Consider the following 25,446-nt stretch of genomic DNA (forward strand, 5'->3'; position numbering starts at 1 on the left):
CCGCGCCGTGCGGCGGCGGGGTCGGCGACGGAGCAGGGTCGGGCCCACCGGTCGAGAGAACAGGACACGCCGCCGGCGCACGGGCGCGGGCGGCGTGTCCTGTTCGCTCGACGGGGTGGGGGCACCCCGAGCGGGCGGTCGGTCGCGGTGGCGTCAGCCGGCGAGCGACTCCATGATGTCGCGCATCAGCTGGGCGGTCTCGGACGGCGTCTTGCCGACCTTGACACCGGCGGCCTCGAGGGCCTCCTTCTTCGCCTGCGCCGTGCCGGAGGAGCCGGACACGATGGCGCCGGCGTGGCCCATCGTCTTGCCCTCGGGGGCGGTGAAGCCCGCGACGTAGCCGACGACCGGCTTCGTCACGTGGTCCTTGATGTACGCCGCCGCGCGCTCCTCGGCGTCACCGCCGATCTCGCCGATCATGACGATCGCGTCGGTCTCGGGGTCGTTCTCGAACGCCTCGAGGCAGTCGATGTGCGTCGTCCCGATGACCGGGTCACCGCCGATGCCGACCGCGGACGAGAAGCCGAAGTCCCGCAGCTCGTACATCATCTGGTAGGTCAGCGTGCCCGACTTCGAGACCAGGCCGATGCGGCCGCCGCCCGAGATGTCGGCCGGGATGATGCCGGCGTTGGAGGCGCCGGGGCTGATCAGGCCCGGGCAGTTCGGGCCGATGATCCGGGTGCCGCCCTTCTGCGCGGCGTAGTTGTAGAACTCCGCGGTGTCCTTGACGGCGACGCCCTCGGTGATGACGACGAGCAGCGGGATGCCGGCGTCGATCGCCTCGACGGCGGCGGCCTTGGTGAAGGCGGCGGGGACGAACGCGACGCTGACGTCGGCGCCCGTCTTCTCCATCGCCTCGGCGACGGTGCCGAACACGGGGACGGAGACGCCGTCCTCGAACTCGACGTCGGTGCCCGCCTTGCGGGGGTTGACGCCGCCGACGATGGCGGTGCCGGAGCGCAGCATCCGCTGCGTGTGCTTCATGCCCTCGGAGCCGGTCATGCCCTGGACGATGACCTTGGAGTCCGCGGTGAGGAAGATGGCCATGGGTGTCTGTTCTCTCTTCTCGCTCGCTCGGGTCAGTTCTGGGAGGCCAGCTCGGCGGCCTTGCGCGCGGCGCCGTCCATCGTCTCCTCGATGAGGACGAGCGGGTGGGCGCGCTCGGCGAGGATGCGGCGGCCCTCCTCGACGTTGTTGCCGTCGAGCCGGACGACGAGCGGCTTGGTGGCCTCGTCACCGAGGGCGTCGAGCGCGCCGACGATGCCGTTGGCGACCGCGTCGCACGAGGTGATGCCGCCGAAGACGTTGACGAACACCGACTTCACCTGCTCGTCGCCGAGGATGATGTGCAGCCCGTTGGCCATCACCTCGGCCGAGGCGCCGCCGCCGATGTCGAGGAAGTTGGCCGGCTTCTGGCCGCCGAACTCCTCACCGGCGTAGGCGACGACGTCGAGGGTGCTCATGACGAGCCCGGCGCCGTTGCCGATGATGCCGACCGAGCCGTCGAGCTTGACGTAGTTGAGGCCCTTCTCCTTGGCCGCGGCCTCGAGCGGGTCGGCGGCGGCGGAGTCCTCGAGGGCCTCGTGGTCGGGGTGCCGGAAGTCGGCGTTGGCGTCGAGCGAGACCTTGCCGTCGAGGGCGACGATGTCGCCGTCCTTGGTCCTCACGAGCGGGTTGACCTCGACGAGGGTGGCGTCCTCCTCGCGGTAGACCGTCCAGAGGGTCTTGAGGACCGGCTCGATCTTCGCGGCGACCTCGCCCTCGAAGCCGGCGGCCTCGACGATCTCGCGGGCCTTGGCGTCGTCGATGCCGGTGTTGGGGTCGACGGCGATCCGCGCGAGGGCCTCGGGGCGCTCGACGGCGAGCTGCTCGATCTCCATCCCGCCCTCCTTGCTGCACATCGCGAGGTAGGTGCGGTTCGCGCGGTCGAGCAGGATGGAGAAGTAGTACTCCTCGGCGATCCGGGCGCCCTGCGCGATCATCACGCGGTGCACGGTGTGGCCCTTGATGTCCATCCCGAGGATGGCGCTCGCGTGCTCCTGCGCCTCGTCGGCGCTCTTGGCGACCTTGACGCCGCCGGCCTTGCCGCGCCCGCCGGTCTTCACCTGGGCCTTGACGACGGTGACGCCGCCGCTCGCGGTGCCGATGCGCTCGGCCGCCTCCCTCGCCTCCTCGGGCGTGGTGGCGACGGCCCCGGCGAGCACGGGGACACCGTGCTTCTCGAACATGTCACGGGCCTGGTACTCGAAGAGGTCCACGAGGCGATCCGTCCTCACTGTCGGCGAAAGTGGTCCGCAGGGCAGCGTATCCGCGCCACGTCGCAGGGCCGAACCCGAGGCGTCCGATGGGGGGAATCTCACGCCGACCGGGCCGTCGACGCGGCGACCGGCGCCCGTCCCGGCGGGCCGGAGGACGCCGCAGGGGCGGCCCGGCCGGTGGCCGGACCGCCCCTGGGAGGGCGTCGAGGGCGTCAGCCCACGGACACCGCGGTGTCGTCGACGACGAACGAGGTCTGCAGCGAGGAGTCCTCGGTGGCGGTGAACTTCACCGTCACGGCCTTGCCCTTGTAGGGCAGCAGGTTGAAGGACTTCTGCACGTACGAGCTGTTCTTGTTCGCGTTGGAGTACGTCGCGAGCGTCGTCGTCGTGCCGCCGACCACGACCTGGGCCTTCATCGTGTCGTAGGCGGTCGACGTGGTCTCGGCCGTGTCGATGCGGACCCAGAACGAGAGGGTCGCAGCCGTCGCGGTCGAGGGGATGGTCACCGTCTGCTGCTCGGTCTCGGTGCCGGTCGTGCCGTTGCCGCCGAGCCACAGCTTCCAGCTGCCGGTGCGCGCCGGGCGGCCGGTGTTGTTCGTGATCGGGCCGGCCGTGCCGGTCCACACCGTGGCGCCGGACTCGAAGCCCGCGTTCTGGAGCAGGTTGCCGCTGGTGGGCGGCGGGGTGGTCGTGCCACCGCAGCTCTGCGCGCCGGCCGGGACCGAGATGGCCGAGAAGGCGCTCTCGACCGCGGTGCAGACCGCGGCGTTGCTCGGAAAGAGCTCCTTGGCGGAGGCGATGGCGCCCTCGCGGGCCGCGGCGTAGTTGCTCGTCGAGGTCAGCTTGGTCGCGAGGGTGCGGTACCAGACCTTCTCGATGTTCGAGCGGCCCGCGCCGGTGACGGTCGAGCCGTTGCAGGTCGGGCTGTTGTACGAGACGCCGTTGACCGTCTTCGCGCCGCTGCCCTCGGAGGCGAGGAAGAACCAGTGGTTGAGCGGGCCCGAGGAGTAGTGCGGGTCGAGGTTCTTCGTGCCGGTGGTCCAGCAGTCCTGGCTGGCACCGTCCTTGCTCGGCTTGTCCATGTAGCGCAGCGGGGTGCCGTTGCCGTTGATGTTGATCTTCTCGCCGATGAGGTAGTCGCCCGGGTCGGCCGAGGAGTTCGCGTAGAACTCGACGGCGGTGCCGAAGATGTCCGAGGTCGCCTCGTTGAGGCCGCCCGCGTCGCCCGTGTAGGCCAGGCCCGCGGTGTTCTCGGTGACACCGTGGCTCATCTCGTGCGCGGCGACGTCGATGCTCGTCAGCGGGTGGGTGTTGCTCGTCCCGTCGCCGTAGGTCATCTGGGTGCCGTCCCAGAACGCGTTGACGTAGGCGTTGCCGTAGTGGACGCGGCTGCGGGCACCCCGGCCGTCGTTCCAGATGCCGGCCCGGCCGAGGACGTTGGTGTAGTAGTCGTAGGTCTTCTCGGCGCCGTACTCGGCGTCGACGGCCGCGGTCTGGCGGTTGGAGGCCGTGCCGTCGCCCCAGACGTTGTCGGCGTTGGTGAACTGCGTGCCGGCCGCGGTCGAGCTCGTCGAGCCGTTGAGGTCGGTCGTGTAGTTGCCGTGGCTGTCCTTGAGCAGCCACGAGGAGCCGCTCTGCGTCGTGTTGAGCGTCACCGTGCCCGAGTACATCGAGTTGCCGGTGCCGTTGACGATCTCGTCCCAGCTCGAGACGACCGCGCCGGTGCTCGCGTCGACGATCGTGTGCAGGCGGCTCGGGGTCTGGTCGGCCTTGACCCCCGTGGTGACGACGTCGTACGCCAGGCGGGGGCTGCCCGAGCCCGCCCAGACCACGAGCTCGCCCTGGCTCTTCTCGCCGGAGGCCTTCGAGCGCTCGGCGCCCGTCGCGACCGCGGCGGTCTTGGCGAGCTTCGGGGTCGTCGAGGGGGCGGCGACGGACTTGCGGCCGGCGTTGTAGCGGACCTCCTCGAGGGCGCCCATGGCGCTCTTCTCGACGACGAGGTCGCCGCCGACGACGCGCAGGCCGTTCCAGGTGCGGTCGTAGCGGGTGTGCGTCGTCCCGTCCTTGTCGGTGATGACGGACCGGGGGACGAGCTTCTCGGCCGCGGCCAGCCCGAGGGCGGCGTGGTCGGAGCCCGCGGCGACCGCGGAGGGGGAGGAGGCCGGGGTGCCGGCGGAGGGGGCGCCGACGGCGCTGGCGGAGGTGGTGCCGGCGACGATCGTCGCGAGGGCGGCGCCGAGGGCCAGGCCGGTGGTGAGTCGTCTCACGGTCGGAGATCTCCTTGGGGAGGGGGGTGCACCCGTGTTCGGGCACGGGTGGAAACATCCAACTCGGATGCCGTGCCGGACAAGGCATCTTGCGAAAGATTGACCGTCCCGCCGGAACTCTTTACCGGTCTGCGGGGGGACCTTGACCTATCCCGTGGGCCGCCTGTGAGTCCCGCTCGCCCACCGGTCGACGGCCGGCTTCCCCCGTGCTAGCGCCGCGCCTACAGTGAGGCCGCGATGGCCGGCCTCCAGCGGCTGCGCGGCGCCCCCACCCCGGACGCCGCGCCCTCCGCCCCGAGGGGCGACTCGCCGTGCCGTGCGCTCGCCGGCGGGGTGCGGGCCCTCGGTGACCCGGCCGTGCTGGCCGGCGCCGCGGTGGAGGCGGTCTGGCTCGGGGCGCACCTGACGACCTGGCCGCTCGGGCTGGTGGGCTCCGGCCGCTCCGGTGCCGGTCCCGCCTACCGCGTCGAGCACCTCCCCCCGGTGCAGCGCGGCATGCTCGTCGCCGACGTCGAGGCCGCGGGGACGCCGATCCTGCTCGTGCACGGCATCGTCAGCAACCGCTCGGTCTTCACGGTGCTGCGCCGCGGCCTGACCCGCCGGGGCTTCTCGAACGTCTTCGCGATGAACTACTCGACGGTCGCGACGGACGTCCGCACCGCGGCCCTGCGCCTGGCCGACGAGGTGGAGTCGGTCTGCGAGCAGACGAGGTTCGAGCGCATCCACGTCATCGGGCACAGCCTCGGCGGGCTCATCGCCCGCTACTACGTGACGCGGCTCGGCGGCGACGCGCGGGTGCACACGCTCGTCACCCTCGGGACCCCGCACGAGGGGACGTGGGCCGCCTACGCCCTGCCGACCCGGCTGCTGCGCCAGATGCGTCCCGGCAGCGGGCTGATGCGCGAGCTCGCGCGGCCCGTGCGCGGCTGCCGCACCCGCTTCCTCGTGTACTGGTCCGACACCGACGCCGTCATCGTGCCGCAGCGCTCGGCGGCGCTTCGGCATCCCGACCTCGCGACCCGGTCGGTCCGGCTGCACGGCGCCGGGCACCTCACCCTGCCGATGCTCGGCGAGGTCGTCCACGGCATCTCGACCGCGCTGACCCAGCTCGACGCCGACGGCAGCACGGTGCGCCGCGGCGTCGTCCCCCTCTCCCGCCGCAGCTGACCCTGCACGTGCGGGATTGTCGCTGTCCGAACCGGGACCAGAGCGCGGAAAGCCCGCACGTGCGCGGTTGTCGCGGTCCGAACCCGGACCAGAGCGCGGAAAGCCCGCACGTGCGGGGTTGTCGCTGTCCTAACCGGGCCGCGGGCTCGAAAAGCCCGCACGTGCGGGGTTGTCGCTGTCCGAACCGGGCCCGCAGCACGTGATGCCCGGCTCCTGAGACGGCTCACAGGCGTGCCCGGCGTCACGCGCGGCACCGTTTTCGCAGGTCAGCGGGCTGCGCACCGACATCGATGTCAGCCCGCCGGAGCGGTCGTCCACACCCCCGCCTTTGTGTCACGGAATGGTCACGGTACGGTGTACCGGCCCCGCCAGGCCCCTGCCGTCGACACCCCCGAGGTCCCCCCGTCGTGAGTTCCCGGTCGTACACCGGGCGCCACTACGCCGGACGCCACCGCGTCCAGCGCCGCGCCCGCACCCCCCGCGCCCTCAGCCCGGGGTTCGTCCTCCCGACCGTCGCCGCGGCCGGCCTCGTCGTCACCGCGACCGGCGCGAGCATGGCCGAGTCGGCCACCACCCAGCCGTTCGAGCTGACCAGCTCGCAGAGCGCGATGGTCCGCACCCAGCAGGCCGCCGACGTCGAGACGGGCGCCGAGCTGGCCAACCGCCGCCAGGACGCGAGCATCCAGTCCGCAGCCCTCCAGGGCCGGACGGAGGCCAAGGTGCGGGCCGCCCGCGCCGCCGAGCGCCGCGCCGCGCAGGTCGCCAAGGCCAAGGCCGAGGCCGAGAAGCAGGCCAAGAAGTGGGTCCGCCCGATCGGCGTCTGGAACATCACCTCCGGCTACGGCTGGCGCTGGGGCAAGAACCACGACGGCATCGACCTCGGCGCGCCGACCGGCACCCCCCTCTCGGCGATGTCCAAGGGCACGGTCATCGGCGCCGGCTGGCACGACAGCTTCGGCTACAAGGTCGAGATCAAGTACTGGGACGGCAGCATCTCCTGGTACGGCCACATGAGCCGCATCGACGTCACCGAGGGCCAGGAGGTCATGCCCGGTGACCGCGTGGGCCTCGTCGGCAACACCGGCCACTCCTTCGGCTCGCACCTGCACCTCGAGTTCCAGCGGACGACCGCGAGCGACACCCCGCTCGACCCGGTGCCCTGGCTCAAGGACCACGGCCTCTGGTGACTTCGGTGCCGCACGGCGGCACCCTCGACGATCGACGACCCCGGCGCATCCCGCCGGGGTCGCGGCGTCCCCGGCTAGAGCTTCTCGAGCGGGGCGAAGCGCAGGACGAACCGCTTGACGCCGAGCTCGCCGCCGAAGTCGACCTCGGCCTGCGTCTTGTCGCCCTCGCCGAGCGTGCGCACGACCGAGCCGAGCCCGTAGGTGTCGTGGGTGACCTTGTCGCCGGGCGCGAGCTGGATGACCGGCCGGTTGCCGGGCGAGCGCACCCCGGGCCGGGCCGCGAGGGTCGCGACGGCCGGCCGCTGGTCGCGACGACCGACCGCCGCCGCCCCGGAGAGCTCGCGCTCCCACTCGAGCAGCTCGCCCGGGATCTCGTCGAGGAAGCGCGAAGGCGGGTTGTACTGCGGTGAGCCCCAAGCGGATCGGACCGCGGCGCGCGAGAGGTGCAGCCGCTCGCGGGCACGGGTGATGCCGACGTACGCGAGGCGGCGCTCCTCCTCGAGCTCCTTGGCGTCGCCGAGGCTGCGCAGGTGCGGGAAGGTGCCGTCCTCCATGCCGGTGAGGAACACGACGGGGAACTCGAGCCCCTTGGCCGTGTGCAGCGTCATGAGGGTGACGACGCCCTGCTCCTCGGCCTCGGCGCTGTCGGGGATCTCGTCGGCGTCGGCGACGAGCGAGACCCGCTCGAGGAAGTCCTCGAGGCTGATGACCTCGCCGGTCTCGCGGCGCGCGTCGTCGAACTCGCGGGCGACGGCGACGAGCTCGGCGAGGTTCTCGACGCGGGTCTCGTCCTGCGGGTCGCGACTGTCGCGCAGCTCGGTGAGGTACCCCGTGCGGTCGAGGATCGCCTCGAGCAGGTCGGCGACCCCGGTCTCCTCGTCGTCGCGGACGCGCCCGAGGTCCTCGAGGATCTGGGTGAAGCCGCGGATGGCGGCGACCGACCGCGTCGCGATGCCCGGCGCGTCCTCGGGCCGCCCGAGGGCCGCGACGAACGGGATGCGCTCGCGCTCGGCGAGCGCGGCGACGCAGGCCTCGGCGCGGTCGCCGATGCCGCGCTTGGGGACGTTGATGACCCGCCGGAGGTTGACGGTGTCGGTGGGGTTGGACAGCACCCGCAGGTAGGCCAGCGCGTCCTTGACCTCGCGGCGCTCGTAGAACCGGGTGCCGCCGACCACCTTGTAGGGCAGCCCGACCCGCACGAACACCTCCTCGAGGGCGCGGCTCTGCGCGTTGGTGCGGTAGAAGACGGCGACGTCGCCGGGGCGGGCCTCGTGCGCGTCGGTCAGCCGGTCGATGGTGCGCGCGACGAACGAGGCCTCGTCGTGCTCGTTGTCGGCGACGTACCCGATGATCCGGGCGCCGTCGCCGCTGTCGGTCCAGAGGTTCTTCGGCCGCCGGCCCTCGTTGCGCGCGATGACGGCGTTGGCCGCCCGCAGGATGGTCTGGGTCGAGCGGTAGTTCTGCTCGAGGAGGATGGTCCGCGCCTGCGGGTAGTCCTCCTCGAACTCCTCGATGTTGCGGATCGTCGCGCCGCGGAAGGCGTAGATCGACTGGTCGGCGTCTCCGACGACGACGAGCTCGCTCGGCTCGACGCCGTGCTCGGTGCGCGTCTCCTCGGAGCCGACGAGCTCCTTGACCAGCTGGTACTGGGCGTGGTTGGTGTCCTGGTACTCGTCGACCATGACGTGCCGGAAGCGGCGCCGGTAGTGCTCGGCGACGTCGGGGAAGGCCTGGAACATGTGGACCGTCGTCATGATGAGGTCGTCGAAGTCCATCGCGTTGGCCTGCCGCAGCCGCCGCTGGTACTCGGTGTAGGCCTCGGCGAGGACCTGCTCCTGGTGCGTGCCCTCCTGCGCGACCCGGCTCGCGAAGGTCTCCTCGTCGACGAGCTCGTTCTTGAGGTTGGACACCTGGTGCCCGAAGGCCCGCGGGTTGTAGCGCTTGGGGTCGAGGTCCATGTCGCGCAGGACCATCGCCATGAGCCGCTGGCTGTCGGCGGCGTCGTAGATCGAGAACTGCGAGCGCATCCCGACCTTGTCGGCCTCACGGCGCAGGATGCGGACGCACGCGCTGTGGAAGGTCATGACCCACATCGCCTTGGCGCGCGGGCCGACGAGGTCGGCGACCCGCTCGCGCATCTCGGCGGCGGCCTTGTTCGTGAAGGTGATGGCGAGGACCTGGCCCGGCTGCACGCCGCGGTCGGCGAGCAGGTGCGCGATGCGGTGGGTCAGCACCCGGGTCTTGCCCGAGCCCGCGCCGGCGACGATGAGCAGCGGCGGACCCTCGTGGAGCACGGCCTCGCGCTGCTGCGGGTTGAGCCCCTCGAGCAGGGCCGCGGCATCGAGGCGGCGGCCCGGACCGCCGTCGGGACCCCGGCCCTCGGCGGCCGCCTCGGCCCACGTCGGCACCCCGGCGGCGTTGACGAGGGCCGCTTGGGCGCTCGCATGGGTCGCGGGGTCGGCAGGGTGGGTCTGGCCGAAGTCGAGGCCGTCGAAGAGGGTGCTCATCTCGGGGTCCACCCTACGTCGCGGCGCCGACGGCCCGGACATGGCGGACCCCCGGAGCGCTCGACCGGTGCAGGGGTTCCGGTCGGGGCGACCCGGGGGTCTTGACCCAACGGTAGAGCCGCTGCGAGCACGGCGTCTAGGGTTTGTCCAAGCAAATTTCCTCAGGGTGGAACAGCGCGGTCCGGTCAGAACCGCCGGCGGTTGCCCGTTCCCGCGAGGAGGGAGCGCACGCGGGCCCACCACGACCGGTGGTCGGCCGGCGAGCGCGGCATCGTCTGAACCCCCGGCGATGGCAGCACGAACGAGAGCGCCATCCCGCCGAGACCCACCGCGAGCAGCACCCGGCGCGGGACCGAGAAGAGGGTCCGGCCGTCGCCGTCGGGTTTCAGGACCCGCTGCACGACGACGAGCGTGAGCACGATCAGCACGGCCCAGGTGAGCGCGGCGACCACGGCGTCGAGCGGGGACCGGCCCCTCCCCACCCGGCGGCCGGCTCGCCGTTCGAGCCACAGCCCGACCGTCCACGGCTGCACCGCGCCGGCGACCGCCGTCCCGACGACCATCGACACGAGGAACGGGGTGACCGGGACCGCGCCGGCCCACGGAGCAGGCGAGGTGAACGCCGTGAAGACCAGCCAGAACCCGGGGAAGGCCACCGCGGTGGCGACCATCAGCCCGAGCACCCGGAGGACCCCGGGCGGGCGGGCCCACTGCGCGGCGTAGTCGGTGGGCTGGCCGAACGCCTCGACCGGGTCCTCCCCGGTGGCCTCGACGTGGGCCAGCACGTCCTGGACGACGACGCGCACCCTCGACTCCGGCAGGCCGGCCAGCCGCAGCTGGCTCGCGAGCACCCGGCAGTACTCGAGCACGTCGACACGCATCCCGTCGACCGGTCGCATCCCCTCCACGTCAGACCTCCAGCGCTCTCGTCATCCGGTCGGCGAAGGACGACCACCCGTCACGGCCCTCGGCGAGGACCTGTCGTCCCGCCGGGGTCAGCGCGAAGTAGCGGCGCGCCGGGGCCCCGTCTGCCACCGTCCACTCGCTCTGCACGAGGCCGTCGTCCTCGAGCCGGCCGAGCAGCGGGTACACCGTGCCGCCGCGCAGGCCGGGCAGCCCGGCGTCGGCGAGCGAACGCAGCAGCGAGTACCCGTACGCCGACCCCTCACGGGCGAGCACGGCGAGCACCGCGAGGTCGAGGACCCCCTTGAGCCACTGGCTCTCGCGGTCCGGCCGCACCACCTCCCCCATACCGCCCAGCATCGGGGCGCTAGGTAGCGGTGTCAACTAGTCGGCGGTGCGACTGCCCGGCACGCGGCCGCGCGCTCCGGACCACCCGTCGGTGCCAGGCCCTAGCGTGGGCCCCATGGCCTCGCGCAAGGGTGAGTTCGGGGAGCCCGTCGTCCTCGACGTCGACGGCTTCGACGTGCGCGTCTCCAGCCCCGGGCGGGTCTACTTCCCGGCGCGCGGCGAGACCAAGCTCGACCTCGTGCAGTACTACCTGTCGGTCGGCGACGGCATCGTCAACGCGCTGCGCGAGCGGCCCTGCATGCTGCACCGCTTCCCCGACGGCGTGGCCGGCGCCAAGGTGCACCAGAAGCGGCTGCCGCGCGGCGCCCCGCCGTGGGTCGAGACCGTGCGCCTGCACTTCCCGCGCTACGGCCTCCACGCCGACGAGCTCTGCGTCACGCGGCTCGCCGACGTCGCCTGGGCCTGCCAGATGAGCACCGTCGAGTTCCACCCCTGGAACAGCCGCCGCGCCGACACGGAGCAGCCCGACGAGTGGCGCATCGACCTCGACCCGATGCCGGACGCGCCGTTCTCGAAGGTCCGGCGGGCCGCCCACGTCGCCCACGAGGTCCTCGACGAGCTCGGCGCCGTCGGGTGGCCGAAGACCAGCGGCGGCCACGGTCTGCACGTCTACGTCCGCATCGCGCCGGAGCACGGCTTCACCGACGTGCGCCGGGCCGCGCTCGCGTTCGCCCGCGAGGTCGAGCGGCGCCTGCCCGACGAGGTGACGACGACGTGGTGGCGCAAGGACCGCGACCCCGCCGCCGTGTTCGTCGACTACAACCAGAACGCCCGCGACCACACCATCGCCGCGGCGTACTCGGTGCGCGGCAACGAGATCGGTACGGTGTCGGCTCCGCTGCGCTGGAGCGAGGTCGACGACGCCGAGCCCGACGACTTCACCATCGCGACGATGCCGGCCCGCTTCGCCGAGCTGGGCGACCTCCACGCCGGCATCGACGACGCCGTCTTCGACATCTCGCCGCTCCTCGAGTGGGCCGAGCGCGACGAGGCCGCCGGGGCCGAGCCGCCGCCCGAGCCCGAGGACGACACCGGGAAGCCCTGATGGACCTCGTCGTCGCGCCGGGACCCGGTGTGCCGCAGGGCCTCACCGTCCCGGGCGCCGACCTCGTCGAGCGCTTCTCCCGCGCGTCCGGCCCCGGCGGGCAGGGCGTCAACACCACCGACAGCCGCGTCGAGCTCGAGCTCGACCTCGCGGTCGTCACCGGTCTGACCGACGCCCAGCGCCGCCGGCTCGAGCGCGGCCTGGGGGCTCGCCTCGTCGACGGGCGGCTCGTCGTCACGGCCTCCGAGCACCGGCAGCAGGGGCGCAACCGGGCGGCCGCCCGCGAGCGGATGGCCGAGCTGCTGCGCGAGGCGCTGGCCCCACCACCACCGGCCCGCCGGGCGACCCGACCGACCCGCGGGTCCGTCGAGCGGCGGCTCGACGCCAAGCGCCGACGGGCGCTCACCAAGTCCGCGCGCGGCCGGCTGCGTCCCGACGGCTGACCTGCGCGATTCGGTCCTCCGGCGACCACGGGTTACGGTCGACGGGTTTGTCCAGAGGAAGGCACCCGATGTCCGTGACCACCCGATCCGCCGAGAGCAGCCGCAGCGACCGCGGCTTCCTGGGGCACCCGACGGGCCTCTCGACGCTGTTCTTCGTCGAGCTGTGGGAGCGCTTCAGCTACTACGGCATGCGGGCGATCCTCCTGTACTTCCTCGTCGACACCGCCGCCAACGGCGGGCTCGGCATCGACGAGGCGACCGGCACCTCGGTCGTCGCGATCTACGGCTCGGCCGTCTACCTGCTCTCGGTCCTCGGCGGCTACGCGGCCGACCGGCTCGTCGGCGCCCGGCGCTCGACGCTCTACGGCGGCGTCGTCATCATGGCCGGCCACCTGAGCCTCGCCGTGCCCGCGACCCCGACCGCGTGGCTGGGCATCGCGCTCGTCGCGCTCGGCACGGGCCTGCTCAAGCCGAACATCTCGGCGATCGTCGGGCGCCTCTACGCCGACGACGACCCCCGCCGCGACGCCGGCTTCTCGATCTTCTACATGTCGATCAACCTCGGCGCGCTGTTCTCGCCGCTCGTCGTCGCCTTCCTGCGCGACCGCTTCGGCTACCACGCCGGCTTCTCGGCCGCGGCCGTCGGGATGGGTGTCGCGCTCGTCTGGTTCGTCCTCGGCCGGCGCACCCTGCGCGGCGCGGGCGACGACGTCCCCAACCCGCTCGGCGCCACCGAACGCCGCCGGCTGCCGCTGCTCGTGCTCGGCGCGGTGGTCGCCGTCGCCCTGCTCGTCGCCCTCGCCTCGACGTGGCGCGACAGCGTGCTCCTCGCCGTCATCGACGCCATCTCGGTCCTCGCCATCGCGACGCCGGTGGCCTACTTCGTCGTGATGTTCCGCAGCCGCAAGGTCGACGACCAGGAGCGCACGCACCTCGCGGCGTACATCCCGCTGTGGGTCGGCGCGGTCGTCTTCTGGATGATCTTCGAGCAGGCCGCGGGCAAGATGGCCCTCTTCGCGCAGGAGCGCACCGTCACCTCCGTCGGTGGCGTGCAGGTCAACCCGGAATGGTTCCAGTCCGTCAACCCGCTCGCGATCATCGCCCTGGCGCCGCTCTTCGGCCTCCTGTGGGTCAGGCGCGCCGGCCGCTTCCCCTCGACCCCGATGAAGTTCACCATCGGCGTCACGCTCATCGGCGTCTCGGCGCTGGCGATGGCCTGGGCCTTCGCGAGCTACCAGGGCAACACCTCGCCGGTGTGGGTCCTCGGCGGCGTCTTCGTCCTCCAGACCGTGGCTGAGCTGTTCCTCTCCCCCGTCGGGCTGTCCGCCACGACGCGCCTCGCGCCGACCGCCTTCGCCTCGCAGGCGATGGCCCTGTGGTTTCTCGCCACCGCCGCCGGCCAGGCCGTGGCCGCGCAGCTCATCACCGCGATGAGCGGGCTGGGCGACTCGACGTACTACCTCGTCAACGCGGTGATCACCCTCGTCGTCGCGGCCGCGATGCTCGCGCTCGTGCCGTGGGTCCGCTCCCGGATGGCCAGCGCCGAGGTCACGACCGTCTGAGGCGCACCTGCCGGGTGCGGCGTCAGCCCCGGACGAGGTCGCCCACGAGGCCGGTGACCTCCTCGGCGCAGCCCCACGACAGGGTGACGCCGGCGCCGCCGTGCCCGACGTTCGTCACGACCGGGCGCCCGCCGAGGTCGTGGACGCGCAGGTCGACGGCGGGCGCCACCGGCCGCAGCCCCACGCGCGCGCCGAGCACCTCGGCGTCGCGCAGCGCGGGGACCGCGCGACGGCACCGCTCGACGATCTGCTCGTGCTCCTGCGGGTCGGGCTCGTCGCGGTCGCCGGCGGCGTCCGACCCGCCGCAGACCACCCAGCCGCGGTGCGGCAGCACGTAGGTCATCCCGCCGGGTGCGCCGTCGTCGACGAGCCAGCGGTCGAGCCCGGGGTTGGCGAGCAGCGCCACCTGGCCCCGCGACGGCGAGACCTCGAGGCCCGGGAGCAGGGCGGGTGCACGCAGACCGGCCGCGAGGACGACGAGGTCGCCCGGTTGGTCGTCGAGGACCTCGACGCGGCCGTCGACGAGCTCGACCCCGGCGGCGACGCAGGCGCGCTCGAGCCAGTCGAGGTACACGACCATCGCGACGAGCGGGACCCGGGCGACGACGCCGGAGGGCGCGCCCTCGGGCAGCTCGTCGGGCGTCGCGTCGCGCCATCCGGTGAGCCCCTCGGTCCACCAGCGGTCGGGGCCGCCACGCTCGACGAGCAGGCCCTCGCGCAGGGCCACCCCGGTGCCGGGGTCCGCCGCGAGCGACGTGAAGTGCCGCAGGGACGTGAGTCCCCAGCCGACGACCCGGTCGCGCGGCTCGACGTGGTACGGGAACCACAGTCCCCCGGCGACGGCCGAGACGGTGCCGGGCGACGGGACGTCCCGCACGCACCGCACCTCGTGCCCGGCGCGCGCCAGCAGCAGGGCGGACGTCAGGCCCACGACGCCACCACCGACCACGGTCACGGCTGCCACGCACCCATCGTCCCCCGTCCCGCGGCCGTTCGCTGGCAGGACGCCACGATCCGGGCGGCCGCCGTAGAGTCGCGGGATGGAGCCGCTCGACCCGCACCCGGTGACGGGCGCGCTCCTCCCCTCGCCCGTGCCGCCCGGTGCCGGCTGGCCCGGTGACCCGGCCGACGGCGACACCCCCGTGGCGCGGACCGCAGCCGCCGTGCGTCGGCTCGCGGCGTCGGCGCCGGACGTGCCGGAGCTCCAGGCGCGGGTCTCGGTGTGCCGGGCCTGTCCCCGCCTCGTGAGGTGGCGCGAGGACGTGGCGACCACCGGGCGGCGCGCGTCCTTCGCGGACCAGCCCTACTGGGGGCGGCCGGGGCCGTCGTTCGGCGACCCGCGGGCCGGCGTGCTCCTCGTGGGCCTCGCCCCGGCGGCCAACGGCACCAACCGCACCGGCCGGATGTTCACCGGCGACTCCTCGGGCGACTTCCTGTGGGCCGCCCTGCACCGCACCGGTTTCGCCGCCAAGCCGACCTCAGTCGCCGCCGGTGACGGGCAGGCGCTGACCGACCTGCGCATCGTCGCCGCGGTGCGGTGCGCGCCCCCGGCCAACAAGCCGACCCCGGCCGAGCGCGCCACCTGCTCGCCGTGGCTGGAGCGCGACCTGCGGCTCGCGGAGCCCCACCTGCGGGCGATCCTCTGCCTCGGGTCGATCGGCTGGGACGCCGCGCTGGCCGGTGCGCGCGCGGTGGGCTGGGAGGTGCCCGCGCCGAAGCCGAGGTTCGGCCACGCGGCCGAGGCGACGCTCGGGCTCCCGGACGGCCGGAGCATCCGCCTGGTCGGCAGCTACCACGTGAGCCCGCACAACACCTTCACGAAGCGGCTAACCCCCGCCATGCTCGACGAGGTCCTGACCGGCTTGCGCGAGTAACGCGTTGGCGCCGTTCGGCGTCGGTGGCTAGCGTTCCGGGATGATCTCCCTCGTCGCCCCGGACGTCCGCTTCCACCGGTCCTACCTCGCCGCGCAGGACGAGTTCGACGCGGCCGGCGAGGGCACCCGCGACGGCGACGGGGTCTGGGTCGAGGCCCCGGAGGGCGATTTCGCGGGGGTGGAGTTCACGCGCGCCGAGCTCGAGACGCCCGCCGGGTTCGAGCGGTTCGTCGCGCACCGGCGCGGCCAGGTCGACGAGGACGCACCGCGGACCCCGGGACACGTCCCCTGCACCTTCCTCTGGGTCGTCGACGACGAGCAGCCCGACGAGCACCTCGGGTCGCTCGCGATCCGGCACCGGCTCACGCCGTTCCTCATCGAGATCGGTGGGCACATCGGCTACTCCGTCCGGCCGTCGGCCCGCGGACGGGGCATCGCCACGGAGGCGCTGCGACTGTCGCTGCCGCTGTGTCGCGAGCTCGGGATGGACGAGGTGCTCGTCACCTGCACCGAGGACAACCTCGCGTCGGCGAGCGTCATCGAGGCCAACGGCGGTGTCCTCGAGGACGTCCGCCACCTGATGCGCCGCTACTGGATCGACCTGGGCTCCTGACCCCGCCGCGGGCTACACCGCAGTAACTGCTGCTGTGATGACCCTTACTGCGGTGTAGCGCGCGATGCGGCGCGCGCTGGAGGGGCTCTTGGACGACCGGGTCGTCCTAGGGTGGCGGCATGAGCGAGCTCCACGGACCTGCCCTCGTCGTCACCCGCGCCGGGGGCTCCGACGTCCTCGCCGTCGAGGACCGCACCGCACCTGCTCCCGGGCCGGGCGAGGTCGTCGTCGAGGTCGCGGCGGTCGGCGTCAACTTCATCGACGTCTACCAGCGCGAGGGCGTCTACCCGATGGAGACGCCCTACGTGCTCGGCAGCGAGGGCGCCGGCACCGTCTCCGCGGTCGGCGACGGGGTCGAGGACCTCGTCGAGGGCGACCGCGTCGCCTGGGCGATGTCGGTCGGCAGCGCCGCCCGGTACGCGGTGCGCGACGCCTCGACGCTCGTCCCCGTGCCCGACGGCGTCGACCTCGAGACGGCCGCCGCGGTCATGCTCCAGGGGATGACCGCCCACTACCTGACGACGAGCACGTTCCCCGTCGGCCACGGCACGACGGCCCTCGTCCACGCAGCGGCCGGCGGCGTCGGCCAGCTGCTCGTGCAGATGGTCCGTGCCCGCGGCGGGGTCGTCGTCGCGACGGCCGGAGGGCCGGAGAAGTGCGCGACCGCCGAGCGGCTCGGGGCGCAGCACGTCATCGACTACCGCGCCGTCGACGACCTGGCCGCCGCCGTGCGCGAGGTCGCGCCGCAGGGCGTCGACGTCGCCTACGACGGTGTCGGGCGCGACACCTTCGACGCCTCGCTCGCCTCGCTGCGCCCCCGCGGGATGCTCGCCCTCTTCGGCGCCGCGAGCGGCCAGGTGCCGCCCTTCGACCTGCAGCGGCTCAACGGCGCCGGATCGGTGTTCGTCACGCGGCCCAGCCTCGGCCACTACCTCGCGAGCCGCGACGAGCTCGAGTGGCGGGCCGGCGAGGTGCTCGCGGCCGTCGCGGACGGCTCGCTCGAGGTGGCGGTCGGCGGCCGCTACGCGCTGGCCGACGCGGCGCGCGCGTACGACGACCTCGAGGGCCGGCGCACCCAGGGCAAGCTGCTCCTCACCCTCTGACCGCGCTCCAGACCACTCGCGTATCGGGTGACCCGATACGACCGCGCCTCACCCGAGAACCGTTCCGGGGTGAAGCGCACCGGTATCGGGTCACCCGATACGCGTGTGACTCGGGCTGGGGTCAGGAGGCGCTGGTCCACAGGACCGCGACGGCGGCGTTGAGGACGGCCAGCCAGCCGGCGACCTGGACCAGCTGCGGGCGCGAGCCCTGGCCCTTGCGCTCCTTGGCGGCGGCGATCTCGGCGCACGCGGCGACGGCGACCGCGACGAGCAGCTTGACGCCGATCTTCGCGTGGTTGACCGGCTCGTCACCGGCCTCGACGACGCCGACGAGCAGCAGCCCGGTCACGAGCTGGGCGCGCGCACCCCAGACGAGCGCGGGCGTGACCTTCCCCCGGGCGACGAACACGGCGCTGCCGATGATCGCGGCCATGCCGAGGAGGTGCAGCAGGACGAGGACGTGCTCGACGAACTCCATGGGCGCCAGCGTAGGGCCTGCGCCCGCACCACCCGGCGACGCCCGGGGGCCTCAGACGAGGCGCCGCCCCATCGCCCACGCGGTCAGCTCGTGGCGCGAGGACAGCTGGAGCTTGCGCAGCACCGACGACACGTGCGTCTCGACGGTCTTGACGGAGATGAACAGCTCCTTGGCCACCTCCTTGTACTGGTAGCCGCGCGCGATGAGGCGCATCACCTCGCGCTCGCGCGCCGAGAGCCGGTCGAGCTCCTCGTCGACCTCGGCGATCTCGCCGGCCGCCGCCCCGAACGCGTCGAGGACGAACCCGGCGAGCCGCGGCGAGAACACCGCGTCGCCGTCGGCCACCCGCCGCACCGCGGTGAGCAGGTCGCGCGCCCCGATCGTCTTCGTCACGTACCCGCGGGCGCCCGCGCGGATGACCGCGATGACGTCCTCGGCCGCGTCCGACACCGACAGCGCGAGGAAGCGCACCGGCGCCCCGGAGGCCGTCTCGACCCCGGCGCACCCACGGATGACGTCGCCGCCCCCGTTGCCGGACCCGCCGGGCAGGTGCACGTCGAGCAGCACGACGTCGGGCGTCTCGGCCCGGATGACGGCGATGGCGGTGTCGACGTCCGGTGCCTCACCGACGAACTCGCACACCGGGCTCGCGCCCGCCATCGCCTCGGTCAGCTCGGCGCGCACTCCCGTGCGGAACATCCGGTGGTCGTCGACGAGCACCACGCGCACGGGGGCCGTCGGGGCAGGGGTCTGGGTGCTGCTCATGTGTCGTCTCCTTCGATCGGTGGCAGCCGCAGCTCCACCTCGGTCCCGTCCTCGCGCCGGCGCACCCGCGCGCTCCCGCCGTGCCGTTCCATCCGCTCGAGGACCGAGCGGCGCACACCGAGCCGGTCCTCGGGCACCGCGTCGAGGTCGAAGCCGGCACCGCGGTCGCGGACGAACGCCTCGACCCCGGCCGGCCCGATCTCGACGTAGGCCGTGACCGGCGGCGCGCCGTGCCGGACGGCGTTGAGCAGCGCCTCGCGCATCGCCCGCGAGAGCGCCACCCCGTGCTGCTCGAACGGCCGGTCCCCGGTGACGACGAGGTCGACCGGGACGCCGTGCAGGTCCTCGACCTCGTGCGCGACCTCCGTGACGAGCGCGGCCAGCGAGGCCTGCGACCCCTGCGGCCCGTCGTAGAGCCAGCTGCGCAGCTCGCGCTCCTGGGCGCGGGCGAGCCGGGTGACGGCGGCGGGGTCGGCGGACTGGCGCTGGATGAGCGCGAGGGTCTGGAGCACCGAGTCGTGCAGGTGCGCCGCGATGTCAGCCCGCTCGGTCGCGCGGACGGCGGCGTCCTGCTCACGGCGGAAGTCCGCCCACAGCCGCAGCGCCCACGGCGCGGCGAGGATGAGCGCACCGACGAGGACGGCGAGCGCCGCGAGCACGGCGTCCCAGAGGACGCTGACCGAGCTGCCGCGCGTCACGAGGACGAGGACACCGACGAGGGCGAGCCCCGAGCCCAGGAGCACCCGGACCCAGCCCATCCCGTCGGGGCCGCCGGTCAGCCACCGCGAGCGCTGCGCGGCATCGAGGTTCGACCACGCCACGACCGCCCCGACGCCGATGACGAACAGCGGCAGCAGGACCGACCCGCGCGCGGTCATCCCGACCCCGGGCACGAGCAGCGCGCCACCGGCGACGACGAGGACGACGCCCGCGACGAGGAGGACGGCCCAGCGGCGGCGTTCGGACCAGACCCGTGCCTGCACCGGGCCGCCCGCGCCCGCCGGGCCGTCGGCCTCGGGGGTCAGGGCCCAGAGGAAGAGGTAGGCCGCGACGCCGGCCCCGCCGGAGAAGGCGAGGACGACCGCGGCGACGCGCACGAGCCGACGCGAGACGCCGAGGTGGCGGGCGACGGCGTCGCACACGCCCGGCGTCCAGCCCGCCGAGCGGTCGCGGACGAGCGGCGGGCGCGACGGCGGCGCCCCCGGGAGGGGGCCTGCATCGGTCCGCACGCGGGTCGCGGCGGGCTCGTAGGGCGTGGGCACGACTCCATCCTGACGCACGACCGGCGCCTGCGACCCGCCCGCCGGGGTCCGGTCAGGGGGTGCTCAGGGTCGACCCTCATGGCCGCCCCCCGCCCCGCGCGGCCACAGTGGTGCCATGACCGAGAGCTCCACCTCCCAGATGCCGCCGACCGGCGCGCCGTCCGCGATCGACGACGGGCTCGCCCGACTGCGCCGCTCGAGCGTCCGCCGCGACACCGAGCGCCGCTGGTTCGGCGGCGTGTGCGCCGGCGTCGCCGCGCGCTTCGACGTCGACCCCCTCCTCATCCGGGCCGCGGCGATCGCGCTGACCATCGCCGGCGGCATCGGGATCCCGCTCTACCTCGTGCTGTGGCTCCTCCTGCCGGACGCCCGGGGCGAGGTCCTCGCCGAGCGCGCGATCCGCGGCAGCGACGCGTGGGCCATCGTCCTGCTCGTCCTCACCGGGATCGTCCTGCTCGTCGGCGCCGTCTCGGTGCTCGGCGACGGCAACTCGTGGGGCGGCTCGCTCTGGCTGCTCGTCCCCGTCGGCCTCGTCGTGTGGTTCGTCGCGACGCGCAGCCGCACCACCCCGACCCCGTGGGCCGGCCAGGCCCCGCCCCCTCCCCCCGCAGGAGCGACGATGTCCGCACCGCCCCCGGCGCCGCCCACCGGCGACCCGGCCACCGCCTACCGCTACCCGCCCACGCAGCAGCCGGCCTGGGGCGCACCGCCGCCGCCTCCCGGCGGGGGCTGGGCGCCCCGCCCCCAGGGCCCCTCCGGTGGGATGCCGGTGCCGCCGGCCCCGCCGCAGCCCCTCGGCCCGCCGCCTCCCCCGGCGCCCCGCCGACGCCGTCCCAGCGGCTTCGTCGGCCTCGTCTCGCTCGGCCTCGTCATCGCGGTCGTCGGCCTCGTCGCCGCCGTCGCCGAGCCCCTCGGCTTCACCGGCGAGCCGGTCGTCCTCGGTCTCGCCCTCGCCCTCGCCGCGGTCTCCGCCGTCGTCCTCGGGCTCGGGGCCACGGGCCGGGCATCCGGCTTCAGCGGGTTCCTCGTCATCGTCCTCGGGCTCGTGACGGTCGCCGCGTTCGGCGCGACGCACTCCACCGCCCGCGGCGGGGTCGGCGACCGCGTCTGGACCCCCACGGCGACCGCCCTCCCGGCGACCTACTCGCTCGGCGCCGGCGACGCGACGCTCGACCTCGGCGGCCTCGCGGCGCTGCCCGCCACCTCCGACCCCGCGACCGTCTCGGTGTCGATGGGCGTCGGCGAGCTGACCGTCCGCGTGCCCGACGGCCTGGACGTCCGGGTCGAGAACCGCGTCGGCGTCGGCGAGCTGCGCCACGACCGCGAGAGCACCGACGGCGGGCTGGAGACGCTCGAGACCCGCTCGGGCACCGACGTCTCGCGCACCCTCTCGGTCGGCGACGCCGACCGCCCCGACCTCGTCGTGACGACCGACGTCGGCATCGGCGACGTGACCATCATCGAGGAGAGCTGACCATGACCGACGACACCACCCGCCCCCTGCGCACCGAGCTCGGGCTCGACGACGACCGGTCCACCGCCACCCCCGGGCAGGAGCCCACCGCGACGACCACGCAGGGCCCCGCCCTCGGGGCGGACGAGGGACGCACCCACCTCGAGACCGTGCCCGGGCCGGTCGAGCCCCGCTGGCGTCGTGGGCCGGCCCCCTTCGCCCTGCTGCTCGGCATCCTCGGGCTCGTGACGGCCGGCGCGGTGGTCGTGTCCGAGGTCGCCGACGTGAGCATCCCGTGGTCCGACCTCGGGCCGTGGACCGTGGTCGCCGGCGGCGTCCTCGTCGTCCTCGTCGGCCTCCTCGGACTGCGCGGGAGCCGCGAGCGCGAGCCCCGCGCCTAGCGCCGCGGCACGACCCCGGTCGCCCGCAGCGCGTACGAGACGGTCGGCACGAGGTCGTAGCCGCCGAGCCTCCCGAGCGGGACCCACGCCGCCTCGGACGTCGACCCGCCCACGTCGTGCACGACGGGGCGGGTCGGCCGTGTGCAGCGGGCGGTGTGCAGCAGCCGGACCGCGTGGTAGTCCTCGGCGCCGCGCTCGGAGCGCCCGACCCAGTGCTGGGTCATGACGTCGACGAAGCGCACGTCGTCGACGTCCTGGCCGGTCTCCTCGTGCACCTCGCGGACGACGGCCTCGCGCGGGCTCTCCCCATCGTCGAGGCCACCGCCCGGCAGGGTCCAGCGGCCCTGCGCCCCGGTGAGGGGTGCGAGCCGCGTGAGCAGGAGCCGGTCGTCGTCGACGACGACCGCGTAGGCCGCGACCCGCTGCCGCGGCTCCACGCGCGCCCGGTCCGCCTCGGAGAGACCGGGACCGCCGGGCGGCGCCGGCACCCTCGAGGTGACGGCCTCGACGCGGAAGGTGAGGACGATCGACGGCAGGACGCCCTCCACGGACGACCCCAGCGGCTCCCAGCCGCGCGCCGCGAGGCCCGCCGCCGGGTCCTCGCCGTGCCCGAGCACGAACGACACGACCTCGCGCCCTCCGCGCACCCCCCGGACGGTGATCACGACGCGCCGGCCCGCCGGTACTCGTCGAGCGTCGCGGCGACGGTCGAGGGCCAGTCCTGGCGGGGCGGCTGCTGCCGCAGGTGCGCGCGCATCCGGCCCCGGAGGGCGTCGTCGCCGGCCAGGCGTGCGACGGCCTCTGCCACGCCGGTGTCGGTGCTCGCAAGGAGGCCGTCGACCCCGTCCTCGACGACGTCGTCGACCCCGGTGCCGGTCGGCGCGACGACGGGCAGGCCGGCGGCTCGCGCCTCGAGGGCCGCGATGCCGAACGCCTCGAGCCGCGCCGTCGTCACGTACAGGTCCCCCGAGTGGTGCAGCCGCCGCAGCCCCTCGCGGTCGAGCCGGCCGGGCATCGACACCCAGTCGAGGTCGCGGGCGCGCAGGTAGGCCTCCATCGCCCGGCGCTGCGGACCCTCGCCGGCGACGGTGGCGCGCAGCGGCACCGCGGGGTCGAGCCGCCGGCGGGCCTCGTGGAGGGCGCCGAGGAGGGCGAGGGGCCGCTTGCGGCTGACGAGGCGCATCGCGGTGACGACGTGGACGCCGTCGGTGTGGTCCGCGAGAACGCTCGTGTCGGCCGGGGCGGCCCACCACGCGGCGTCGATCCCGTTGTTGAGCACCCCGACCGGGGCGCCGCCGGCCACCTCGCGCACCTGCGCCGCGGCCATCCGCGAGACCGCGGTGAGCGCCACGCCGCGCCCGGCCCACCGGCGCAGGTGGCCGGCGGCGCGGAAGAGCGGCACCCACCGGCCGAGGACGCAGTGCACCGTCGCGGCGACCGGCATCCCGACCCCCAGCGCCACCCGCACCGCGTCGGTGGCGAACGGGCTGACCACGCCGAGGTGCGCGTGCGCGACGTCGAAGCGACCCGCGAGGAGGCGCCGGCGCAGCTCGGGCGGCGCGAAAGGGTTGACGGGCACTCCGTTCGGCAGCGGGATGGCCAGCCGGTGCACCGCCACGCCGTCCTCGACCGTGATGACCCCGCCGCGCTCGCCGGCCGGGCCGGTCGTCGCCGTGAAGACCTCGACCTCGTGACCGGCCGCGGTCAGCGCGTGCGCGAGGTCGTGCACCTGCCGCTCGATGCCACCGAGCCGCGGCGGGTAGCAGTCCGACAGGAGGGCGACCTTCACGAGGGTCCACCCTGCCATGCGCGAGGATGGGCCCGATGTCCCGCACGCTCGTGGCGTTCCACGCCCATCCCGACGACGAGGCTCTCCTGACGGCCGGCACGATGGCGAAGGCCGCCGCGGAGGGCCACCGGGTCGTGCTCGTGCTCGCCACCGACGGCGGCGCCGGCCTGGCCGCCGACGACCTGCGCCGCGACGGCGGGCTCGGCACCCGACGCCTGCACGAGACGGAGCTCTCGGCCGCGGCGCTCGGCGTGGCCCGGGTCGAGTGGCTCGGCTACGCCGACAGCGGCTCCGGCCCGGAGCCCGAGCCGGACGCCCCCGGCCTCACGCGGTTCTGCCGGGCGCCGCTCGAGGAGGCCGCCGAGCGCCTGGCCGCCGTGCTGCGCACCGAGCGCGCCGACGTCCTGCTCTCCTATGACGCCAACGGCGGCTACGGGCACCGCGACCACCGGCGCGTCCACGAGGTCGCCGCCCGCGCCGCGGTCGTCGCCGGCACCCCGAGGGTCCTCGAGGCCACCGTCCCGCGCGACACGATCGTCCGCGCGATCCGGATGCTCACCCGCGTCTACCGCTTCCCCGCCGAGTTCGACCCGACGAGCTTCGAGCGGGCCTTCTCGGAACGGCGCGACATCACCCACCGCGTCGACGTCCGTCGCCACGTCGCGGCGAAGCGGGCCTCCATGCGCGCGCACGCGTCGCAGGCCACCGGCGGCGGCGCGGCCTCGGTCGGCGCGGGCGGCCAGACCGGCGACCGCACCCTCGCGGCGTTCCTGCGCATCCCGCGTCCCCTCTACGATCTGGTCTTCGGGCGCGAGTGGTTCCGCGACCCGTCACGACCGGCAGGGGGACCCGTGGCCACCGACGTCTTCGAGGGGCTGCCGTGAGCGCGCCCTCCGTCGCGACGCCGCGGCACGGCCGGCAGCTGCTCCAGTTCGGCCTCGGGCTCGCGCTCGCCGTCGTCCTCCTCGTCTGGGGCCTGCCGTACTTCGCGAAGACCTCGTGGGGCGACATCTGGGGCGTCATCAGCACCGTGCCACCGCTGCACGTCATCGGCTTCCAGCTGCTCATGCTGCTCGGCCTGTACTGCTACACCTTCACCTTCACCGGGTCGCTGCGCGGGCTGACGCACGGCAAGGCGCTCATCATCAACCTCTGCGGGTCGTCGGTCTCGAACCTGCTGCCCGGCGGTGGCGCGGTCGGGCTGGCCGCCACGTACGCGATGTGCCGCTCGTGGGGCTTCTCGCGGCGCGCGACCTCGACCTCGGCGATCGTCACGGGCGTCTGGAACGTCCTCGCCCGGATCGCGCTGCCGGTCGTCGCGATCCTCGTCCTCGTCATCGGGGGCGTCACGCTCCCCCAGGCGCTCTCCGACCTCGCCGTCGCCGGCTCGCTGACCGGGCTCGCGGTCATCGGCGCCGTCGCCGGGATGCTCGCGAGCGAGCGGGTGGCCCAGCGGGCGGGGGCGCTCATCGACCGCGCGCTGCGCCCGCTCGTGCGACGGCGCCGGCCGGACTCGACGATGAGCGTCGAGGACCTCGTGAGCGACCTGCGCGGCCGGATCATCGACGTCGTCCGCTGGCGCTGGTGGTCGATGACCCTCGGGATGGTCGGCTTCTTCGGCGCGTACTACGTGCTGTTCGTCCTCGTGATGCGCGAGACGGGGGTCATGCTCCCGCTCAACCTGCTCTTCGCGGCGTACGCCATCGGCCGGCTGCTCACCGCCGTCGGCATCACGCCGGGCGGGGTGGGCGTCACCGAGGCCGCGACGACGATCGTCCTCGTCGGGTGGGGCGCCGGCAACGCCGAGGCCACGGCCGGAGTCGTGCTCTTCTCGATCATCACCCACCTCATGGAGGTGCCCCTCGGCGGGCTCGGGTGGCTGCTGTGGTCGCTCAGCGCCAAGTCCGAGCCCCCCGCCGAGGGCGAGGAGCCGGTCTTCGCCCGGCCGGCCTGAGGGGTTC

The 25,446-nt window shown here is 74.3% G+C and carries 24 protein-coding genes; 12 read left to right on the top strand and 12 right to left on the bottom strand.

Annotated features, from left to right (window positions below; genetic code table 11):
- Positions 1 to 153 precede the first annotated feature (153 nt).
- From sucD to IG69_RS0113895, 3 genes are all read right to left on the bottom strand, one after another.
- On the bottom strand, positions 154 to 1,047 hold the full coding sequence (gene sucD, locus IG69_RS0113885) for a succinate--CoA ligase subunit alpha (RefSeq protein ID WP_030528769.1): 894 nt from the start codon (positions 1,045 to 1,047) through the stop codon (positions 154 to 156).
- A 32-nt stretch (positions 1,048 to 1,079) separates the two neighbouring features.
- Entirely contained in the window at positions 1,080 to 2,258 is a 1,179-nt protein-coding gene (gene sucC, locus IG69_RS0113890) for an ADP-forming succinate--CoA ligase subunit beta (protein ID WP_030528770.1), read from the bottom strand.
- Between the two features lie 212 nt (positions 2,259 to 2,470).
- Positions 2,471 to 4,525 carry a M4 family metallopeptidase gene (locus tag IG69_RS0113895; RefSeq protein ID WP_036830181.1) on the bottom strand — a complete coding sequence of 685 codons (2,055 nt, stop codon included), beginning with the start codon at positions 4,523 to 4,525 and terminating at the stop codon, positions 2,471 to 2,473.
- Positions 4,526 to 4,762: 237 nt separating this feature from the next.
- On the opposite strand from IG69_RS0113895, the gene IG69_RS0113900 reads away from it, so the two are divergent.
- Entirely contained in the window at positions 4,763 to 5,692 is a 930-nt protein-coding gene (locus IG69_RS0113900) for an esterase/lipase family protein (protein ID WP_030528772.1), read from the top strand.
- A gap of 407 nt (positions 5,693 to 6,099) precedes the next feature.
- Positions 6,100 to 6,879, top strand: a complete 780-nt coding sequence (locus IG69_RS0113905; RefSeq protein ID WP_051750577.1) for a M23 family metallopeptidase — start codon at positions 6,100 to 6,102, stop codon at positions 6,877 to 6,879.
- A gap of 74 nt (positions 6,880 to 6,953) precedes the next feature.
- Here IG69_RS0113905 and pcrA read toward each other — a convergent pair whose 3' ends face one another.
- The 3 genes from pcrA to IG69_RS0113920 form a co-directional block, all read right to left on the bottom strand.
- A complete protein-coding gene (gene pcrA, locus IG69_RS0113910) occupies positions 6,954 to 9,386 on the bottom strand; it encodes a DNA helicase PcrA (protein ID WP_030528774.1) in 2,433 nt (810 codons plus the stop codon).
- A gap of 185 nt (positions 9,387 to 9,571) precedes the next feature.
- A complete protein-coding gene (locus tag IG69_RS0113915; RefSeq protein ID WP_157577594.1) occupies positions 9,572 to 10,285 on the bottom strand; it encodes a hypothetical protein in 714 nt (237 codons plus the stop codon).
- Positions 10,286 to 10,295: 10 nt separating this feature from the next.
- A complete protein-coding gene (locus IG69_RS0113920) occupies positions 10,296 to 10,637 on the bottom strand; it encodes a PadR family transcriptional regulator (protein ID WP_030528776.1) in 342 nt (113 codons plus the stop codon).
- Positions 10,638 to 10,752: 115 nt separating this feature from the next.
- On the opposite strand from IG69_RS0113920, the gene ligD reads away from it, so the two are divergent.
- The 3 genes from ligD (at position 10,753) to IG69_RS0113935 (ending at position 13,747) form a co-directional block, all read left to right on the top strand.
- Positions 10,753 to 11,742, top strand: a complete 990-nt coding sequence (gene ligD / locus IG69_RS0113925) for a non-homologous end-joining DNA ligase (RefSeq protein ID WP_030528777.1) — start codon at positions 10,753 to 10,755, stop codon at positions 11,740 to 11,742.
- A complete protein-coding gene (gene arfB, locus IG69_RS0113930) occupies positions 11,742 to 12,185 on the top strand; it encodes an alternative ribosome rescue aminoacyl-tRNA hydrolase ArfB (protein WP_425414811.1) in 444 nt (147 codons plus the stop codon). The genes ligD and arfB overlap by 1 nt, the downstream gene beginning before the upstream one ends.
- 68 nt (positions 12,186 to 12,253) lie before the next feature.
- Entirely contained in the window at positions 12,254 to 13,747 is a 1,494-nt protein-coding gene (locus IG69_RS0113935; protein WP_030528779.1) for a peptide MFS transporter, read from the top strand.
- A 22-nt stretch (positions 13,748 to 13,769) separates the two neighbouring features.
- Here IG69_RS0113935 and IG69_RS0113940 read toward each other — a convergent pair whose 3' ends face one another.
- Positions 13,770 to 14,711: an NAD(P)/FAD-dependent oxidoreductase gene (locus tag IG69_RS0113940; RefSeq protein ID WP_036830184.1), complete on the bottom strand. Its 942-nt coding sequence runs from the start codon at positions 14,709 to 14,711 to the stop codon at positions 13,770 to 13,772.
- A 76-nt stretch (positions 14,712 to 14,787) separates the two neighbouring features.
- Here IG69_RS0113940 and IG69_RS0113945 point away from each other — a divergent pair, with 76 nt between their 5' ends.
- The 3 genes from IG69_RS0113945 (at position 14,788) to IG69_RS0113955 (ending at position 17,337) form a co-directional block, all read left to right on the top strand.
- Complete coding sequence (locus IG69_RS0113945; RefSeq protein ID WP_030528781.1) at positions 14,788 to 15,621, top strand: uracil-DNA glycosylase; 834 nt, start codon at positions 14,788 to 14,790, stop codon at positions 15,619 to 15,621.
- A 40-nt stretch (positions 15,622 to 15,661) separates the two neighbouring features.
- Positions 15,662 to 16,234 (top strand): GNAT family N-acetyltransferase, encoded by a 573-nt coding sequence (locus tag IG69_RS0113950; RefSeq protein WP_030528782.1) that lies wholly within the window; start codon positions 15,662 to 15,664, stop codon positions 16,232 to 16,234.
- Positions 16,235 to 16,353: 119 nt separating this feature from the next.
- Entirely contained in the window at positions 16,354 to 17,337 is a 984-nt protein-coding gene (locus IG69_RS0113955) for a quinone oxidoreductase family protein (RefSeq protein WP_030528783.1), read from the top strand.
- 121 nt (positions 17,338 to 17,458) lie between these two features.
- Here the strand turns inward: IG69_RS0113955 and IG69_RS0113960 are convergent, their stop codons facing one another.
- From IG69_RS0113960 to IG69_RS0113970, 3 genes are read right to left on the bottom strand one after another with little or no spacing between them, the layout of a single operon-like run.
- Positions 17,459 to 17,815 carry a hypothetical protein gene (locus IG69_RS0113960; RefSeq protein ID WP_030528784.1) on the bottom strand — a complete coding sequence of 119 codons (357 nt, stop codon included), beginning with the start codon at positions 17,813 to 17,815 and terminating at the stop codon, positions 17,459 to 17,461.
- A 51-nt stretch (positions 17,816 to 17,866) separates the two neighbouring features.
- Entirely contained in the window at positions 17,867 to 18,580 is a 714-nt protein-coding gene (locus tag IG69_RS0113965) for a LuxR C-terminal-related transcriptional regulator (protein ID WP_030528785.1), read from the bottom strand.
- Positions 18,577 to 19,842: an ATP-binding protein gene (locus IG69_RS0113970; protein ID WP_245616156.1), complete on the bottom strand. Its 1,266-nt coding sequence runs from the start codon at positions 19,840 to 19,842 to the stop codon at positions 18,577 to 18,579. The genes IG69_RS0113965 and IG69_RS0113970 overlap by 4 nt, the downstream gene beginning before the upstream one ends.
- A 115-nt stretch (positions 19,843 to 19,957) precedes the next feature.
- Here IG69_RS0113970 and IG69_RS0113975 point away from each other — a divergent pair, with 115 nt between their 5' ends.
- Positions 19,958 to 21,316: a PspC domain-containing protein gene (locus IG69_RS0113975; RefSeq protein ID WP_030528787.1), complete on the top strand. Its 1,359-nt coding sequence runs from the start codon at positions 19,958 to 19,960 to the stop codon at positions 21,314 to 21,316.
- Positions 21,317 to 21,318: 2 nt separating this feature from the next.
- Positions 21,319 to 21,696: a hypothetical protein gene (locus IG69_RS0113980; RefSeq protein ID WP_030528788.1), complete on the top strand. Its 378-nt coding sequence runs from the start codon at positions 21,319 to 21,321 to the stop codon at positions 21,694 to 21,696.
- On the opposite strand, the gene IG69_RS0113985 is transcribed toward IG69_RS0113980, so the two are convergent.
- Both IG69_RS0113985 and IG69_RS0113990 read right to left on the bottom strand, forming a co-directional pair.
- Positions 21,693 to 22,343, bottom strand: coding sequence for an NUDIX hydrolase (locus IG69_RS0113985; RefSeq protein ID WP_242525894.1), 651 nt, complete (start codon positions 22,341 to 22,343; stop codon positions 21,693 to 21,695). The genes IG69_RS0113980 and IG69_RS0113985 overlap by 4 nt on opposite strands.
- A 14-nt stretch (positions 22,344 to 22,357) precedes the next feature.
- Positions 22,358 to 23,503, bottom strand: a complete 1,146-nt coding sequence (locus tag IG69_RS0113990) for a glycosyltransferase family 4 protein (RefSeq protein ID WP_036830187.1) — start codon at positions 23,501 to 23,503, stop codon at positions 22,358 to 22,360.
- A 17-nt stretch (positions 23,504 to 23,520) separates the two neighbouring features.
- Here IG69_RS0113990 and IG69_RS0113995 point away from each other — a divergent pair, with 17 nt between their 5' ends.
- Positions 23,521 to 24,369: a PIG-L deacetylase family protein gene (locus tag IG69_RS0113995; protein ID WP_425414812.1), complete on the top strand. Its 849-nt coding sequence runs from the start codon at positions 23,521 to 23,523 to the stop codon at positions 24,367 to 24,369.
- Positions 24,366 to 25,439: a lysylphosphatidylglycerol synthase transmembrane domain-containing protein gene (locus IG69_RS0114000; protein ID WP_245616157.1), complete on the top strand. Its 1,074-nt coding sequence runs from the start codon at positions 24,366 to 24,368 to the stop codon at positions 25,437 to 25,439. The genes IG69_RS0113995 and IG69_RS0114000 overlap by 4 nt, the downstream gene beginning before the upstream one ends.
- The last annotated feature ends 7 nt before the right edge of the window (positions 25,440 to 25,446 follow it).

The organism is Phycicoccus jejuensis (assembly GCF_000720925.1).
Lineage (GTDB): Bacteria > Actinomycetota > Actinomycetes > Actinomycetales > Dermatophilaceae > Phycicoccus > Phycicoccus jejuensis.

Bases quoted from the DNA above. Each gene is read 5' to 3' on its own strand.
- sucD (WP_030528769.1), bottom strand. From the start codon at position 1,047: ATGGCCATCTTCCTCACCGCGGACTCCAAGGTCATCGTCCAGGGCATG.
- IG69_RS0113900 (WP_030528772.1), top strand. From the start codon at position 4,763: ATGGCCGGCCTCCAGCGGCTGCGCGGCGCCCCCACCCCGGACGCCGCG.
- pcrA (WP_030528774.1), bottom strand. From the start codon at position 9,386: ATGAGCACCCTCTTCGACGGCCTCGACTTCGGCCAGACCCACCCTGCC.
- IG69_RS0113915 (WP_157577594.1), bottom strand. From the start codon at position 10,285: ATGCGACCGGTCGACGGGATGCGTGTCGACGTGCTCGAGTACTGCCGG.
- IG69_RS0113920 (WP_030528776.1), bottom strand. From the start codon at position 10,637: ATGGGGGAGGTGGTGCGGCCGGACCGCGAGAGCCAGTGGCTCAAGGGG.
- ligD (WP_030528777.1), top strand. From the start codon at position 10,753: ATGGCCTCGCGCAAGGGTGAGTTCGGGGAGCCCGTCGTCCTCGACGTC.
- arfB (WP_425414811.1), top strand. From the start codon at position 11,742: ATGGACCTCGTCGTCGCGCCGGGACCCGGTGTGCCGCAGGGCCTCACC.
- IG69_RS0113935 (WP_030528779.1), top strand. From the start codon at position 12,254: ATGTCCGTGACCACCCGATCCGCCGAGAGCAGCCGCAGCGACCGCGGC.
- IG69_RS0113945 (WP_030528781.1), top strand. From the start codon at position 14,788: ATGGAGCCGCTCGACCCGCACCCGGTGACGGGCGCGCTCCTCCCCTCG.
- IG69_RS0113950 (WP_030528782.1), top strand. From the start codon at position 15,662: ATGATCTCCCTCGTCGCCCCGGACGTCCGCTTCCACCGGTCCTACCTC.
- IG69_RS0113955 (WP_030528783.1), top strand. From the start codon at position 16,354: ATGAGCGAGCTCCACGGACCTGCCCTCGTCGTCACCCGCGCCGGGGGC.
- IG69_RS0113960 (WP_030528784.1), bottom strand. From the start codon at position 17,815: ATGGAGTTCGTCGAGCACGTCCTCGTCCTGCTGCACCTCCTCGGCATG.
- IG69_RS0113965 (WP_030528785.1), bottom strand. From the start codon at position 18,580: ATGAGCAGCACCCAGACCCCTGCCCCGACGGCCCCCGTGCGCGTGGTG.
- IG69_RS0113975 (WP_030528787.1), top strand. From the start codon at position 19,958: ATGACCGAGAGCTCCACCTCCCAGATGCCGCCGACCGGCGCGCCGTCC.
- IG69_RS0113980 (WP_030528788.1), top strand. From the start codon at position 21,319: ATGACCGACGACACCACCCGCCCCCTGCGCACCGAGCTCGGGCTCGAC.
- IG69_RS0113990 (WP_036830187.1), bottom strand. From the start codon at position 23,503: ATGGCAGGGTGGACCCTCGTGAAGGTCGCCCTCCTGTCGGACTGCTAC.
- IG69_RS0113995 (WP_425414812.1), top strand. From the start codon at position 23,521: ATGTCCCGCACGCTCGTGGCGTTCCACGCCCATCCCGACGACGAGGCT.